Origin of the sequence: Novosphingobium colocasiae, from assembly GCF_014652555.1 — a bacterium.
Taxonomy (GTDB): domain Bacteria; phylum Pseudomonadota; class Alphaproteobacteria; order Sphingomonadales; family Sphingomonadaceae; genus Novosphingobium; species Novosphingobium colocasiae.
In genome coordinates this window covers 1-15,426 of sequence record NZ_BMZA01000017.1, presented here as the reverse complement: position 1 = coordinate 15,426, position 15,426 = coordinate 1, and the positions used below count along the sequence as shown (strand labels likewise).

At 67.3% G+C, this 15,426-nt stretch carries 10 protein-coding genes; 6 read left to right on the top strand and 4 right to left on the bottom strand.

Annotated elements, in window-relative coordinates; all coding sequences use genetic code 11:
- Positions 1-54: 54 nt before the first annotated feature.
- Genes IE122_RS15885 through IE122_RS15870 form a run of 4 tightly spaced genes read right to left on the bottom strand, consistent with a single transcriptional unit; the run spans position 55 to position 5,968 of the window.
- Positions 55-903, bottom strand: coding sequence for a metallophosphoesterase (locus tag IE122_RS15885; protein ID WP_189622238.1), 849 nt, complete (start codon positions 901-903; stop codon positions 55-57).
- Positions 904-907: 4 nt separating this feature from the next.
- Positions 908-2,653 (bottom strand): cytochrome c3 family protein, encoded by a 1,746-nt coding sequence (locus IE122_RS15880; protein ID WP_189622237.1) that lies wholly within the window; start codon positions 2,651-2,653, stop codon positions 908-910.
- Positions 2,654-2,666: 13 nt separating this feature from the next.
- Positions 2,667-3,524 carry a hypothetical protein gene (locus tag IE122_RS15875; RefSeq protein ID WP_189622236.1) on the bottom strand — a complete coding sequence of 286 codons (858 nt, stop codon included), beginning with the start codon at positions 3,522-3,524 and terminating at the stop codon, positions 2,667-2,669.
- On the bottom strand, positions 3,524-5,968 hold the full coding sequence (locus IE122_RS15870; protein ID WP_189622235.1) for a cyclic nucleotide-binding domain-containing protein: 2,445 nt from the start codon (positions 5,966-5,968) through the stop codon (positions 3,524-3,526). Before IE122_RS15870 ends, IE122_RS15875 begins: the two co-directional genes overlap by 1 nt.
- 71 nt (positions 5,969-6,039) lie before the next feature.
- Here IE122_RS15870 and IE122_RS15865 point away from each other — a divergent pair, with 71 nt between their 5' ends.
- The 6 genes from IE122_RS15865 to IE122_RS15840 all read left to right on the top strand — a co-directional run bounded on the left by IE122_RS15865 (position 6,040) and on the right by IE122_RS15840 (position 15,322).
- Positions 6,040-6,960 (top strand): tetratricopeptide repeat protein, encoded by a 921-nt coding sequence (locus IE122_RS15865; RefSeq protein ID WP_189622234.1) that lies wholly within the window; start codon positions 6,040-6,042, stop codon positions 6,958-6,960.
- Positions 6,961-7,084: 124 nt separating this feature from the next.
- Positions 7,085-8,506: an aldehyde dehydrogenase family protein gene (locus IE122_RS15860; RefSeq protein ID WP_189622233.1), complete on the top strand. Its 1,422-nt coding sequence runs from the start codon at positions 7,085-7,087 to the stop codon at positions 8,504-8,506.
- Positions 8,507-8,901: 395 nt separating this feature from the next.
- A complete protein-coding gene (locus IE122_RS15855) occupies positions 8,902-11,238 on the top strand; it encodes a glycosyltransferase family 4 protein (RefSeq protein ID WP_189622232.1) in 2,337 nt (778 codons plus the stop codon).
- A 4-nt stretch (positions 11,239-11,242) separates the two neighbouring features.
- A complete protein-coding gene (locus IE122_RS15850) occupies positions 11,243-12,529 on the top strand; it encodes a glycoside hydrolase family 130 protein (RefSeq protein WP_229814272.1) in 1,287 nt (428 codons plus the stop codon).
- Between the two features lie 163 nt (positions 12,530-12,692).
- Positions 12,693-13,934, top strand: a complete 1,242-nt coding sequence (locus tag IE122_RS15845) for a putative DNA modification/repair radical SAM protein (protein ID WP_189622230.1) — start codon at positions 12,693-12,695, stop codon at positions 13,932-13,934.
- Positions 13,931-15,322 carry a UdgX family uracil-DNA binding protein gene (locus IE122_RS15840; protein ID WP_189622229.1) on the top strand — a complete coding sequence of 464 codons (1,392 nt, stop codon included), beginning with the start codon at positions 13,931-13,933 and terminating at the stop codon, positions 15,320-15,322. The genes IE122_RS15845 and IE122_RS15840 overlap by 4 nt, the downstream gene beginning before the upstream one ends.
- Positions 15,323-15,426: the final 104 nt, after the last annotated feature.

The window sequence follows — 15,426 nt, the reverse complement described above, 5'->3', positions numbered from 1 at the left end:
CGGGTGTCTCGACTGCGCTCGACACGAACGGATTGGAAGGTTCGGGTAGCGAACTCAGCCGCCCCGTTCCTCCGCGATCACCCGCACCACCGGCTGGAAGCTTTCGTCGTAAAACGCCAGCGGCCGCACCGGCGCGACCCATTCGAAGTGGGTCGCCAGCCGCGCACCGTCCCAGCGGTGGAGGGCGTAGACCGGCGGCGCGTCAGTAATCATCGCCCGGCCGTCCGGCGTTTCAGGGTCGGCGGCGCGCAAGTCCAGCGCGGCGGGGGCGGCGGAGGAGCTGCAGACGGTGGCGGTCATGCCCTGCCACTGCGCGGCGATCGAGCGGTGCAGGTGGCCCGACATCAGCCCGACCACATTGGGTGCGCCCGCCACCACGGCGGCCAGCCGGGCTACCCAGGGTTCGTGATTGCCGCTGTCGAGCCAGTGCAGGCCGCTTTCGAACGGGGGATGGTGCAGCGCCAGTACGGTGGGCGTTGCGGCATCCTCCGCCAGCCGATCCGCCAGCCAGCCAGCGCGGGCCTCGCAGAAGGCGCCGCCGTGGCGGCCCTCCTCCAGCGTATCGAGCACCAGCAGCCGCAGCGGGCCGATCCGGGCATTGTACTGGATGAAACCGCCCTCTGTCGGGCAGGCGGGGAACGCGGCGAGGAACGGCGCGCGCAGATCGTGGTTGCCGACCATCGGCAGCACCGGGAACGGCAGGTCGGCGATCATCGCCGCCAGCCGGGCATAGCTTTCAGCGTCACCGAATTCGGTCAGATCGCCCGAGAGCACCAGCGCATCGGGCCGGTCCGGCGCGGCGCAGAGCTGATCGAGCAGGGCGCGGAACCGGCGGGTATTGGGTTCATCCGGATTGCCCGGTTCGAACCCGATGTGCAGATCGGTGGCCTGGGCGATCAGCATGGTGTCAGCCCCCTGCCCTGTCGCGCCGGTCCGAACCGTGCTCCACGGTGTGATAGCCGTGGCACATGGCGCAGGTGGACGGCACCTTGGGCGCAGCGGCATCCTCGCCCGCGTGGCAGGTCCGGCAGCTTTTCAGATCGGGCAGCAGCACATCGGCTGCGGTATCGGATTTGGCCGCGGCGTGGCAGCTCGTGCACTTTTCCTGCTTGTGATCGGCATGATCGAACCAGCCGTGCATCATGTAGCGCGCGGGCTGGCGCACCGGGACGACGCCGGGCCGGCCGTTGATGGTGGCGGGGCGGTGGCATTCGCCGCAGATGCCCTGCCGGGACAGCGCCGCGCCGACCGATAGGCCGGGGCGCACCGGGGCGGGATAGCGGAAGGCGAACGGACCCGACACGCCCATCGCCTGCCCGGCACTGCCCGGCCGCCGCCGGCCGTCGATCAGCCCGGCCATCGGGCTGGCGCGATGCCAGTCCGCCGCCCACAGATCGGCCATCAGTTGCGGCACATCGCCATGGTGCAGCTTGCGCACCACGCCGCCGACCCGGTCATAGGCGAGGCTGTGGCAGCCTTCGCAATCGCGTTCCATCTTCACCGGCTGGAAGCGGACGCCGTCCTCGGTCGGGCGGTGGCAGTCCTTGCACTGCAGGCCGCTGCCGCCATAGCCGCGCATGGCACCAATGCTGGCTGCCATGCGCGCCACGCCGCCACGCGGATCGAGATGCAGGCGATGGGCAAAGCTCAAGCCGTTGTCCTCTCTCAGCCCCGGCCCGACCGGCTGCGCGCGGCGCGCCTGCGAGAGGGGATCGGTGGTGACCAGCGCGGTCAGTTCGGGATGCACCGTGGCGAAGTCAGACGCATCGCCCAGCGCCGTGTCTGGCAGGTTTTTCTTGAGACTGCTGTGGCAATCCGCACAAAACTGTTGTGCCGGCGCGGCCATGCGGGTCTGGCCCTGATGTTCGGCATGGCAATCGCGACAGGCACCGGGGCCTTCCTTGCCGAAGGCATGGGCGATCGACCACAGCGCCGCATCGCCCACCCCCAGCTTGCCGTGCGCGGCGGCGAGGCGTTGGGGATCGGCATGGTCCTGCAGATCCTTGTGGCATGACAGGCAGGTCGCGTCGCGCACCGGCTCGAACGGCTTGATGTGGCAGGCTTCGCACTTGTCGGTCAGGCTGTGGTGCGCAAGGCTGAGCGCGCCGGGGTTCCACGATCGATCGCCGATCACGGCGTCGCCCTTGGCAGCGCGATCGCGGGTGAGGTTGCTGATGACCGGCACCGCCAGGAAGCCGATCAGGATGACGATCGCCAGCAGCCACGACATCGCCCGCTTGCCGGGCAGCACCCCAGCCAGCGACAGGCCGCGCTTCTGCTCCAGATCGCCCGAGCGGGTGGCGGCATCATCGGCCTGCCGCAGCGTCAGCAGGACGGTGCCGTCCGCATCGCGCGAGACGGTGATGCGCCAGGTGCCGAAGCCGAGTTCCGCGCCGACCGCGCTGTCGATACTGGCCGCCCGCGCATCGACGCCATCGACCACGAAGCCGAGCGAGCCGAGCGCTGCCACGCTGAGCCGGCCGGCATCGTTCAGCGTTATCCGGGCATGGCGCGGCTCCACTGCCAGATCGGGCAGGTGCAGATCGTTTTCCGCCGCGCGGCCGATCGACAGCGCATCGCCGGGCAGATCGCGATCGCGCACGATCTCCCGCCCGGCGGCCGTGCGCTTGATCTCCCTGATCCTGAAGGTCATCGCCCCGCCCCGCCTACCAGTAGTAGAATACGCTGATGATATGCGCGGTCAGCGCGGCGAGCAGCGCCATGGTGGCGGGGACATGGACATAGAGCCACACCTCCAGCATGGCCTTGATGCGCATCTGCCGGCGCAGCCGGTCGAGCATCGCCTTGCGGCGGACCAGCAGCTTCTCCACCCGGTCCAGCGCGGCATCGCCCTCTCCGGCCAGAGAAAGCGCGTTCACCGCCGCCTGCGTGGCGTAGGCCGGATAGTGGCCCGACAGACGCCGGCCGATGCCGCCGGCGAAATAGTCCTGCGCCAGTGCGGCGATCACCAGATCGGACCGGGCCCGGTCCAGCGGCTGGGCGGCATCGTTGAGCTGCCGGTCCAGCGCGTGCAGGGCCTCGATCATCTGGCCTTGGGTCATCTGCTCGCGGTTGTCGCTGAGCGCGCGCGGCAGGCTGGCATAGGCCCAGATGCCGAACATGCCGGACGCGATCACCAGCATCATCAGCACATAGGCCAGCGTATGGACGTTCCAGCCCAACTGGAACCCGGTGTGCAAGGTGGCGACCACGATCAGCGAGAGGCCGAGATAGACGTGCGCCGAAGTCCACGCCTTGAGCGACCAGCGCCCCGGCGTGATCGCCCGCTTGCGCACGCCGAGCAGCGCCAGCCAGACGATCAGCAGCGCGCCGATCGTGCCCAGCGTATAGCCGATCCAGGTGCTCCCGGAGGGACGCGGCCGGGGATCGGTGAGGAAATAGACCGCCAGGCTGAAGCCGCACAGGCCCAGCGCCACCTTCGCCCAGCGGAAGCCGCGATGGCGCAGGAAGCTTTCATGCGCGGTGGCATATTCGCGGTTGCGGCTGGCCGGGGTGCCGGCCATCAGCGGTCCTCGGCCAAGCGGGCGACGGTCAGGAACGCTTCGGGCGAAACGCGGATCGCCGCCCCGGTCGGGCAGGCGCGCACGCAAGAGGGGCCGCCATCGATCCCCTTGCACATATCGCACTTGATCGCCTTCTTGGGCTGCTCGACCTGCCCGGCGTTTTTCTTGCGCCAGGCCTTGGCAGGCTCACCCGGCCCCGGCCCCTTGCCGAGGAACATCCACGAAAGCAGCGACGGCTTCCTGGGCGGCACGCTGTCCATGCGGATCACGCCATAGGGGCAATTGCGCTGGCAGTTGCCGCAGCCGATGCAGGTTTCGTTGATGAACACCTCGCCATCGACACCGCGCTGGATCGCGTTGGGCGGGCAATCGGCCATGCAGTGCGGATGCTCGCAGTGCCGGCACGAAGTGGGGACGTGGATATGCGCGTAAGTCGTCCCCGCCTCGCGATCGAGCCGGGACAGGCCATCGTGGCTGTCGGCGCAGGCTTTCTCGCAATTGTCGCAGCCCACGCACAGCGTCTCGTCGATCAGCAGCACGTCGGTCGCCTCGCCGATGCCGCGATCGACGAGGAACTGGGCGGTCTGCGAATACATGTCGACCGAGCCGGAGAAGTTCTCCTTGCGGCTCTCGATGAAGTCGTTGACCTCGCGGCGGCGCTCCATCTCGGTGCGCGCCTTCTTGAGCAGGTCCGGCTTGCGCGCCAGCAGGCGGACGAAGGCTTCGCCGGGCAGACGGATCACTTCGGAGCGGATCGCCGCGCGCACGGTGGCGGTGCGCCGCGATCCGTCGATCACCGCCATCTCGCCGACGTAGGAGCCGGCGGGAAGGTAGCTCAGGAACACCGGCTTTCCGGCGATCTCCTTCTCGACGATCATCGATCCGCGCCGGATGATGAAGATGTCGTTGCCTTCATCCCCCTCCTTGAGGACGACCGCGCCGGCGCGCTTCTCCTCGACCGTGGCACCTTCGACCAGTTCGGCGACATCATCACGGGTGAGGCCGGAGCCGAAAATCTGCAGCAACTGCCGTTCGATCGAGATGCGTGCCACCGCGCGGGCAGCGGCGGGCACGCTGGCGATCAGCTTGAGCGCGGCGGTGCGCGAGAGTTCGACCACCACCAGATCTTCGGCCGCGCGCACGGTTGCGCCGCGCCTGCGACCGGATATCAGCCCCACCTCGCCGAAGATCGAGCCCTGTTCGATCCCGACGGTGATCGCGGAATCGGTGGGGGAGACTTCGACCAGCACCGAACCTTCGGCGATGGCGAACAGCGAAGAACCCGGATCGTTGCGTTCGAACACGACTTCGCCCGCGCGGAAGCCCCGCACGCGGCTGAGGAACACCAGCTCGCGCAGTTGCAGCGCGGACAGTTCGTGGAAGATCGCGATCCGTTCGCGCAGCAGCGCCAGCCATTCGTCCACCGTGCGCCCGCCCGGCACCCCCGCGAACAGCCGGGCAAGATCGTCCTCGTCAGCCGGCTTGAGGGCGGTGTTGCCGTTGATGAACTCGATGACATCGTAGCCCTGGTTCATGCAGTGCTTGATGAGCGGGTAACCCGCCAGCGCACCGATCACGTAGATGCCGGGGCGCGTGGTCTCGAACAGCGGGGAGAGCACCGGGTACGCCTCGCGCTCTTCGCTGGTGAAGCGGATGCCGCAATCTTCGACGAACTTGCGCGGCGCGGCCGAACCCATGCGGGCGATGATCCGATCGCAACGGATGGTTTCCTGACCGTCGCGCGTATCGAGCAGCAGTTCGCCGTCACGCACGTCGGCAGGCGATGTCTCGGTGCGCACGGTGATGCGGCCCGCCGCCGCCGCTTCCATCAGCAGCGCGACGTTGGCCTTCTTCGCCTTGGCGAAATCGGTGCCACGATTGAGGATGGTGACGACGTTGCCCTGCACTTCATCGGCTGCAAGGCCCAAGGCGTTCTCTATGCCCGCATCACCGGTGCCGATGACGGTGATATGTTCATCGATGTATTCGCCCGGATCATCGAGCTGATACTGGATCTGGGGGGCATCGGCGCCGGGACAGCGCAGGCGATTGGGATTGCCCTGCGTCCCGATCGCCATCACCACGGTTTCGGCGCGCACCGTGGCCCCGCCCGCCAGGGTCAGCAGGAAATCGCCCGCCTCACCCTCGATCTTCAGCACTTCGGAGCGGTAGCGCACGTTGACGCCCAGCGCCGCCGCACCCGCGTTCCAGCCATCGAGGATCTGTTCGCGCTTGCCCGCCTCGAACCCGAAATCCGCCCGCAGCTTGAGCGCTTCGGGCGTCGCCATGACGTGCTTGCCCTTCTGGTACTTGTAGATCGTGTCCGAGAGGTGGTCGGTCTTTTCCAGCAGGATATGGGACATGCCGAGGCTGGCCGCGTGCCCGGCCGCGCTCATCCCGGCAGGGCCCGACCCGACAATGGCGACGCGCACGCGCTCTTCCACCAGTTCCCCCCTTTGCCCCCGCCATTGCCGCTTCTTGCAATAGCTGTTGCAGTCATTAACGGGAAAACGCGATGGCACAACAAGACGCGACACGATTTCGTCCCGCAAGGCTCATTCTTCTGGGGGCCGGGGTCATTGCGTTGGCGGCCGTCGGCTGGTCGATCGCGGCGCGTCAGGATCGCCCGCAGGATACACCGGCAGCCGATGCCCCAGCCGCCGATCCGGCCGCCGCCGCGCAAGCCAATCCGAATGACCCGGCGGCGTGGCGCGCGCTGGGTTCAGCGCTGTACGATCAGGGCCGCTTCACCGAAGCCGCCGATGCCTATTCCCGCGCCGCCCGGCTGGCCCCGGACGTGGCGATCGTCTGGTCGGCGATGGGCGAGGCACTGGTGCTGGCCAGCAAGCGCGATCCGCTCCCGGCCGAAGCCCGCGCCGCCTTCGCCAAGGCGATCGCGCTGGACCCGAAAGACCCGCGCGCCCGCTATTTCCTGGCGGTGCAGAAGGACCTCGACGGCGATCACAAGGGCGCGATCGACGACTGGCTGGCGCTGCTCGCCGATACCCCCGCCGATGCCCCGTGGCGCGCCGATGTGGTGCGCACGATCGAACAGGTGGGCAAGATCAACAAGATCGACACCGCCGCCCGGCTGGCCACGGCGCATGCCACCGCTCCCGCAGCGTCGCCCGCCACTCAGCCCGCCATGCCGCTTGCCGCGCGCGGCATTCCCGGACCTTCGCAGGCAGACCTTGCCGCCGCCTCCGCCATGCGCCCCAGCGACCAGCGCGCCATGGCCGAAGGCATGGTGATGCGGCTTGAAGGCAAGCTGAAGGTCGATCCCGCCAATGTCGACGGCTGGGTGATGCTGATGCGCAGCCGGGTGACGCTGGGCGAGCCAGGGAAGGCAAGGCAGGCGCTGGCCGATGCGGTGGCCGCCAACCCCGCCCGCGCGGCATATCTGCGCCAGCAGGCCGGGGTGCTGGGGTTGAAGTAAGGTCGGTCCGTTCGGACCGTTGCCCTTGACAGGCGCGGGGGCCGCCCCCCACCTTCCCGGCTGCAAGCGTGGTCGGCCAGCCCCCGCCTCCGGCACGCTCCCAGCCATGGAAAGGGACAGGACGATGACGCAGACTGCACCGGCATATCGCATGCTGATCGGCGGCAAGCTCGTTGACGCGGCAGAGCGCTTCGAGGTTATCAACCCCGCAACCGAGCAGGCCATCGCCAGCGTGCCCGACGCCAGCGAGGACGATCTCGACGCCGCCGTGCTCGCCGCCCGCCAGGCGTTCCCCGGCTGGTCCGCCACCCCGATCGAGGAACGCCGCGCAGTGCTGGCCGCCATCGCCGACGCCATAGCAGCCGATGCCGCCAACCTCGCCCGCCTGCTCACGTCCGAACAGGGCAAGCCGCATGCGGACGCCGAATCGGAAGTGAAAGGCATGAGCGGTTACCTCAAGGGCATCGCCGCGCTTGAGCTGCCGGTGGAAGTGGTGGAGGAAACCGACAAGCGCCGGATCGAGGTGCGGCGCGTTCCCATCGGCGTGGTCGGCTCGATCGCGGCGTGGAACTTCCCGCTCTCGCTCGCCGCGTTCAAGATCGGGCCGTGCCTGCTGACCGGCAACACGCTGGTGCTCAAGCCCTCGCCGTTCACCCCGCTCGCCACGCTGCGGGTGGCCGAGCTGATCGCCGATGTCGTGCCCGCCGGCGTGCTCAACATCATTTCCGGTTCGGACCGGCTCGGCCCGTGGCTGACCTCGCATCCGGGGATCGACAAGATCAGCTTCACCGGCTCCACCGCCACCGGCAAGCGGATCATGGAAAGCGCCTCGCACTCGCTGAAGCGCATCACCCTGGAACTGGGCGGCAACGATCCGGCGATCGTCCTTCCCGATGTGGACGTGGCGGAAATCGCGCCCAAGCTGTTCTGGTCGGCATTCGGCAACAACGGCCAGATCTGCGTGGCGACCAAGCGCATCTATGTCCACAAAGACGTCTATGAGCCGCTGCGCGATGCGATCGTGGAATATGCGAAGACGGTGCAGGTCGGCGATGGTTCGCAACAGGGTACGCAGCTTGGCCCGATCAACAACCGCGCCCAGTACGACCGCGTCCGGGCCATCATCGCTGACAGCAAGGCACAGGGCCATGACATCCTGACGGGCGGCGGCGACATCGAAGGGCCGGGGTTCTTCATCCCCGTCACCATCATCGACAATCCGCCCGAAGACAGCCGCATCGTGCGCGAAGAACAGTTCGGCCCGGTGGTCCCGCTGCTCCGGTTCGACGACGTGGACGACGCCATCGCCCGCGCCAACGACACCGCCTATGGCCTGGGTGCTTCGGTGTGGGGCGGCGACGAGGATACCGCCACCGCCGTTGCGGAGCGGGTTTCGGCCGGCACGGTATGGGTCAACGAAAGCCGCAACCTCACCCCGCTGGCCCCGTTCGGCGGGCATCGCCAGTCCGGCATCGGTGTGGAGGGCGGCCGCGAGGGGCTGATGGAATATACCCTCGCGAAGACATACTTCCTCGGCAAGCGCTGAGGGTTTGAGACGTCGGGCGGAGGGGCTTTCGGAGACGGTGCCCTTTCCCGCCGACGGCGGCGTGGATGCCCTGCATTCGCGCTACCCCCGCCCTGTTTCGTCACTCTGGACTTGGTTCAAGGTCCATCCGCCGGTTTGCGCCGGAGGGGACGGACGGGCGGCTCCGGTGCCGTCGCCCTTTTCCACCGGCGGCGGCGGCGCAAGGTCGCCAGATAGATGCTGAAACGAGTGCAGCATGACAAAGAAATAGGGAGGCATTTCTTCACCTCCCCACCCTTGTCGCAAAACCGTCTGCGTTCGTCGCAATCCCTTCGCAGTTGCGGGAACCATAAGCCCCGCACCGACTTTTCTCTGACATAAGCCCCCGGCCGTTGGGGCCCGAGAGAACGCCGAAGATGAACAGCATTCCGTTCGACGTTGCTTCCTCCCATTTCCACGCTGCGGCGGATGACGGCGATACCGTTCGCTCGCTCTATGCCGCCTTGTCCAGCCGATCGGCACCGCCGCGCCGGGTCGCGCTGGTGGGAACTTATCGCCCGCGCATGTGCGGCATCGCAACATTCACAGCCGATCTTCATGACAAGCTGGCCGAATTTCATCCCGACATTACGGTCGATGTCTATCCGCTGTGCGCTGCGGACACTCCCGCGGATGCCCCGCGCCACATCGCCGAGGCAGACCCCGACTCCTACGCCCGCGCCGCCCGGCATATCAATGAAAGCGGCGCAGACGCGCTGTGGCTCCAGCACGAATACGGCATCTTCGGCGGGCCGGACGGCGAAATGGTGTGCGATTTCGTCGATCGCGTCGCCGCACCGCTGATCCTGACCTGCCACACCGTGCTGTCGCACCCGTCCGAACGACAACGGGCGATCCTGCACCATCTGGTGACCCGCGCATCGCAGATCATGGTGATGTCGAGCCATTCGCTCGAACTGCTGGTGGCGCAGTACGGTGCCCGGCGCGAGGTGTTGACCCTGATCGAGCACGGCGCGCCAGATCGTCCGTTCGGTCGCCAGGACGATTTCAAGGCCAATCTTGGTCTTTCGGGTCGCAAGGTGCTGATGACGTTCGGCCTGCTGGGGCCCGGCAAGGGGCTGGAAACCGCCATCCGCGCCCTGCCCGCGATCATCGCCCGCCATCCCGAAGTGCTCTATCGCATCGTCGGTGCCACGCACCCCAACCTTGTGGCGCAGGAAGGCGAGGCTTATCGCGAAAGCCTGGAAGCGCTGGCCCGCGAGCTGGGGGTGACCCGGCATATCCAGTGGGACAACCGCTTCCTGGAAACCGAAGAGCTGCTCGACCAGCTTGAGGCGAGCGACATCTACCTGACGCCCTACCCCGGCCTGCAGCAATCGACTTCCGGCACGCTCAGCTATGCCGTGGCGCTGGGCAAGGCGGTGATATCGACGCCTTACCTCCACGCGCGCGAATTGCTGGCGAACGATGTCGGGCGGCTGGTCGAGCCCGGCTCCAGCGCGGCGATTGCCGCAGCGGTGAATGCGCTGTTCGATGATCCGCAGGCGCTGCTGGCGATGCAGCGGCGGGCCTATCGGCGCGGGCGCGAGACGATCTGGCCGCGCTTTGCCGGGGCTGCCGCACGGCTGGTGGAAACCGCCGCCGCCCCTGCGCCGAACGGCGTTTCCTACACCGCAACGCCAGGCCTGCGCGGCTTCTATGCGATGTGCGATGCGACCGGCATGCTCCAGCACGCCATCGGCATCGTCCCCGATCGCAACCATGGCTATTGCCTGGACGACAACGCCCGCGCGCTGATGCTGATGAACGCGCTGGAAGGGATCGAACCGGCCGAGCGGATGCGCTGGTCGATGGTGTTTTCCGCCTTCGTCCAGCACGCCTGGAACCCCGACCTCGGGCTGTTCCGCAACTTCATGCGCTTCGATCGCGGCTGGTGCGAGGACATGGGATCGCAGGATTCCAATGGCCGCGCGGTGTGGGCGCTGGGTGATACGGTCGAGCGCAGCGATGATCCCGATCTGGTGGCCTGGGCCTTGCAGCTTTACGAGCGGGTTCTGCCATCGCTGGCCGGGCTGGAAAGCCCGCGCACGCTGGCGTTCGTGGCGCTGGGGGCCTGCGGCGTGCTGCGCCGTCGGCCGGACCACGAACTTTCGCGCGAATGCGTGCGCCATGCCGGCGAGGCGCTGATGGGCTTTCTGGAAAGCCAGCGGCGGCCGGGATGGCACTGGTTCGAGAGCGTATTGGCTTACGACAACCCGCGCCTGAGCCAGGCGCTGGCGGAAGCGGGGGCCGTGCTGGGCGAAAGCGGCTGGATCGATGAAGCGCTGGCAAGCCTGCGCTGGATCTGCGGCATCCAGACTTCTGCGAGTGGCCACTTCCGGCCGATCGGTTCGGAAACCTTCGGACAGCCCGAAACCGCCATGCCCTTCGATCAGCAGCCGCTGGAAGCGCAAGCCGCGATCGAAGCGGCGGCGGTGGCTTACGAACTCACCGGCGACGTGTTCTGGCGCGACCATGCCTGCATGGCCTACGCCTGGTTCTTCGGGGCCAACGATCGCGGCGCGGTGCTGGCCGATCTGGCTACCGGGCGCTGTCGCGACGGAGTGACCCCCAGAGGCGCTAACCTGAACTGCGGAGCCGAATCCATCCTCGCCTTTCAGTTGTCGAACTGCCGCATAAGGTCGATAGTGGCCACAACCCGTACCGTGACCGAGGGGAATCGGCTTGAACCGACCCGAGAAGTTTCCGTCTGAACCTTTGCAGATTTTCGAAACGCGCCTGCTGGCCGATCCGGCCCGCGTGGTGCTGCGCCCGTTCCACTTGGGCTGGCAGGCGCAGAACGCGCCGAGCGAGCGGGCCGTGCGGCTGGTCAAGGACATTGCCGCCCTGACCGAGGAGCGGGCGGCGGCTGAATATGAACGAGTGCTGCGTGATTTCAAGGAACGCCACTGGCAGACCGAGAATATCTTCGCCGAACGCTTCGAGGAAGTGGCCCGCAACCTGGGGCTGGACCGGGCGGCCTATTCGGTCACCCGGCAGAACCTGATCGGCTCGTACTTTTGCCACGAATATACCTTTGCCGCGGCAGCGCTGATGAACCCGTCGATCGTCCCCCATCCCGACCAGTCGGGCATGCACAACGGCGCGGTGCGCTTCATCATGAGCCTGCGCGCAGTGGGCGAAGGGCACATCAGTTCGATCGTCTTTCGCGAAGGCATCGTCGAGCGCGACGGGTCTTTCACGCTGTGGCCGCAAGCCTCGTTCGCGACCGCGATCGAGCCGGACGACCAGAGTGACTGCCACCATGACGGCAGCGTCTTCGTCCACCGCCAGCCGGAGTCGACGCTTTCGAACAGCGTGATCTTTCCGATCACCGAACAGCAGCGCAACGGTCTTGAAGACCTGCGGCTGGTGCGCTTCAATCACGGCACCGCCCGCAAGCCGGACTACGAATGGCTGGGCACCTACACCGCCTATTCTGGCAGCTCGATCCGGTCCGAACTGTTGCGCACCCGCGATTTCCGCAATTTCGAACTGGCCCCCATTCGCGGCCGCGCCGGGCGCAACAAGGGCATGGCGCTGTTCCCGCGCAAGGTGGACGGCCGCTATGCGATGATCGGGCGACAGGACGGCAAGAACCTGTTCCTCCTCACCTCGGACACCATCGATTCCTGGGACGAGGAAGGCGCGCTGCTGATGGAGCCGAAGTACCCCTGGGAATTCATCCAGATCGGCAATTGCGGCAGCCCGATCCTGACCGATCACGGCTGGCTGCTGTTCACCCACGGCGTCGGCGCGATGCGCAAGTACGCGCTCGGCTGCGCGCTTCTGGACAAGGACGATCCCTCGCGCGTGCTGGCGCGATCGGTGGAGCCGGTGCTCACCGCCGAGAACGCCGATCGCGGCGGCTACGTGCCCAATGTCATCTACACTTGCGGCGCTCAGAAAGTGGGCGATCGGCTGCTCATCCCCTACGGCATTTCCGATAGTGCCGTGGGTTTTGCCACCTGCACGATCGATGCGCTGATCGCGAGTATGGAATAGTGCCGCCGAGGTTTGGTAGCCCATGGAGCGATATTCGCCGGCACCAGACATTCCGTTCGTATCGAGCGAACTGGGAGGCCGAGTGACGTCGGTTTGATGATCCAAACCCTCGGTTCGCCGCATCCGGCTTGCGTAAAAGCGCTAGCGAACATATCAAGAACGAATGTCCCGTGAAACGCTCCGCGAGCGGCTGGAAATTCTGGCCGATGCCGCCAAGTACGATGCTTCCTGTGCCTCGTCGGGGACTGCCAAGCGCAACAGTCGCGACGGCAAGGGGCTGGGATCGACGGAGGGGATGGGCATCTGCCACGCCTATGCGCCGGACGGGCGATGCATATCATTGCTCAAGCTGCTGCTGACCAACCACTGCATCTTCGATTGCCATTACTGCGTAAACCGCAAGAGTTCCAATGTGCGGCGGGCGCGGTTCACACCGCAGGAAGTGGTGGACCTGACCCTTTCCTTCTATCGTCGCAACTATATCGAAGGGCTGTTCCTGTCCTCCGGCATCATCCGGTCGGCCGATCACACGATGGCGCAACTGATCGAGGTGGCGCGGATCCTGCGCGAAGAGCACCAGTTTCGCGGCTACATCCACCTGAAGACAATCCCGGAGGCCGATCCCGAACTGGTGGCGCAGGCGGGGCTGTGGGCGGATCGGGTGTCGATCAACGTGGAATTGCCGACCGAACAGGGGCTGACCCGGCTGGCGCCGGACAAGAACGGGCCGCGCATCGAAGGCGCTATGGGCAATCTGCAATCGGCGATCGTCGAGGCGAAGGACGCCTCGCGCCGGTTCCGCGCCGCGCCGCGCTTTGCGCCGGCAGGGCAGTCGACCCAGATGATCGTCGGGGCTGACGGGGCCAGCGATGCGCAGATCGTGGGCAAGGCGAGCACGCTGTATGGCCGGTTCGGGCTGCGGCGGGTCTATTACTCCGCATTCAGCCCGATCCCCGATGCGAGCGCGGTGCTGCCATTGCAGCGCCCGCCGCTGCTGCGCGAGCATCGCCTGTACCAGTCCGACTGGCTGATGCGGTTCTATGGCTATGCCCCGGCCGAAGTGCAGGACGCCGCCGATGCGGGGGGGATGCTGCCGCTGGATATCGATCCCAAGCTGGCCTGGGCGCTCAAGTTCCGGGACCGGTTCCCGGTCGATGTCAACCGCGCCCCGCGCGAGGCGCTGCTGCGGGTTCCGGGGCTGGGGACCAAGGCGGTCAAAGCGGTGCTGGCAGCGCGTCGGCACCGGACGCTGCGGCTGGAAGACATCGCGCGGCTGACCGTTTCGGTGCGCAAGCTGCGCCCGTTCATCGTCACCGCCGACTGGCGGCCGACGCTGCTGATCGACCGCGCCGACCTGCGCGCGAGACTGGCCCCTTCGCCGCGACAGATGGAACTGTTCGCGTGATCGCCGCGCGGCTTGCCGAGCCAGACGATTTCGAAAGCTGGCGCACGCTGGCCCGCGCGCACATCATTGCCGGCATGCGGCCGCAGGACATCGCCTGGAGCGACGGGGATGCCGCCTGCGCCGATATGTTCGCGACCGCGCAAGCGCCCGACTTGCCGGAGACACAGGGCGGCACAGTGCGGGCGAGCCGGGCCTTCCTCGACCTGGCGCGCAGCGCCCTGCTCCACCGCGATCCGGCGCGGCTTGATCTGCTCTATCGGCTGCTGTGGCGGCTCCAGCAACGGCCCCGGCTGATCGAGGATGCGGCCGACAGCGATGTGCGCAATCTTCAGCGGCTGGCCGCGCAAGTGCGCCGTGACATTCACAAGATGCGCGCTTTCGTGCGCTTCCGCAGCCTTGAACACGAAGACGGCGGGGAGCGGTTCGTGGCCTGGTTCGAGCCCGATCATAGGATAGAGCGGGCCAATGCGCGGTTTTTCGTGGACCGGTTCGGCAGCCAGCGCTGGTCGATCCTGACCCCGCGCCTGTCGCTGCACTGGGATGGAGCGGCGCTGTCCGAAGGTCCGCCGGCCTCGCGCGATGCCCTGCCCCAGGACGATGCCGCCGAGGAATTGTGGCTGGGCTATTACCGTTCGATCTTCAACCCGGCGCGGCTGAAGGTGGGGGCAATGCTGAAGGAGATGCCGCGCCGCTTCTGGAAGAACCTGCCCGAAGCGCGCCAGATCCCCGATCTGATCGCCGGGGCGCAAGCGCGCGAGGTGGCCATGATCGCCGGCTCAGCCCCCCTCCCCGAAGCCGGGCCACCGGACAGCCTGAATGCGGTCGCCGCAGCAATCGCCACTTGCCGCCGTTGCGCGATCGGCTGCAACGGGACGCAGGGCGTGGCGGGCGAAGGTCCGGCCGATGCGCGCACGATGATGATCGGCGAACAGCCGGGCGATACCGAGGAGCGCGAGGCCCGGCCCTTCGTCGGCCCGGCCGGGCAGTTGCTGGACAGCCACCTCGCCGCGATCGGCTTTGACCGCAGCCGCGCCTTTGTCACGAACGCGGTCAAGCATTTCAAGTTCAAGCCGACCGGCAAGCGTCGGCTGCACCAGAACCCGACGGCGGGAGAGATCGACCATTGCCGCTGGTGGCTCGACAGCGAGCGGGCGCTGGTGCGGCCGCGCGCGATCCTGGCGCTGGGAGCCAGCGCCGGGCGCGGCGTGCTGGGCCGGACCCCGGCCATCGGCCGCGAGCGGGGCCGCGCGCACGTGCTGGATGATGGCACCGCGCTGTGGCTGACCGCGCACCCCAGCTATCTGCTGCGGCTGGATGGCGAGGCCCGCGCGCGCGAGGAGGAGCGATTCCGGGCCGATCTGCAGGGGTTCGTGGAACTTTGCGGCTGATACCGAGGCTCGTTGATCCGAACTCATAGCCCTCTCCCCTTCAGGCTACCGGATGCACACATCGTGATTGAAAGGAGGGAGCAGGTGTGATTCCGTGTGGTTGA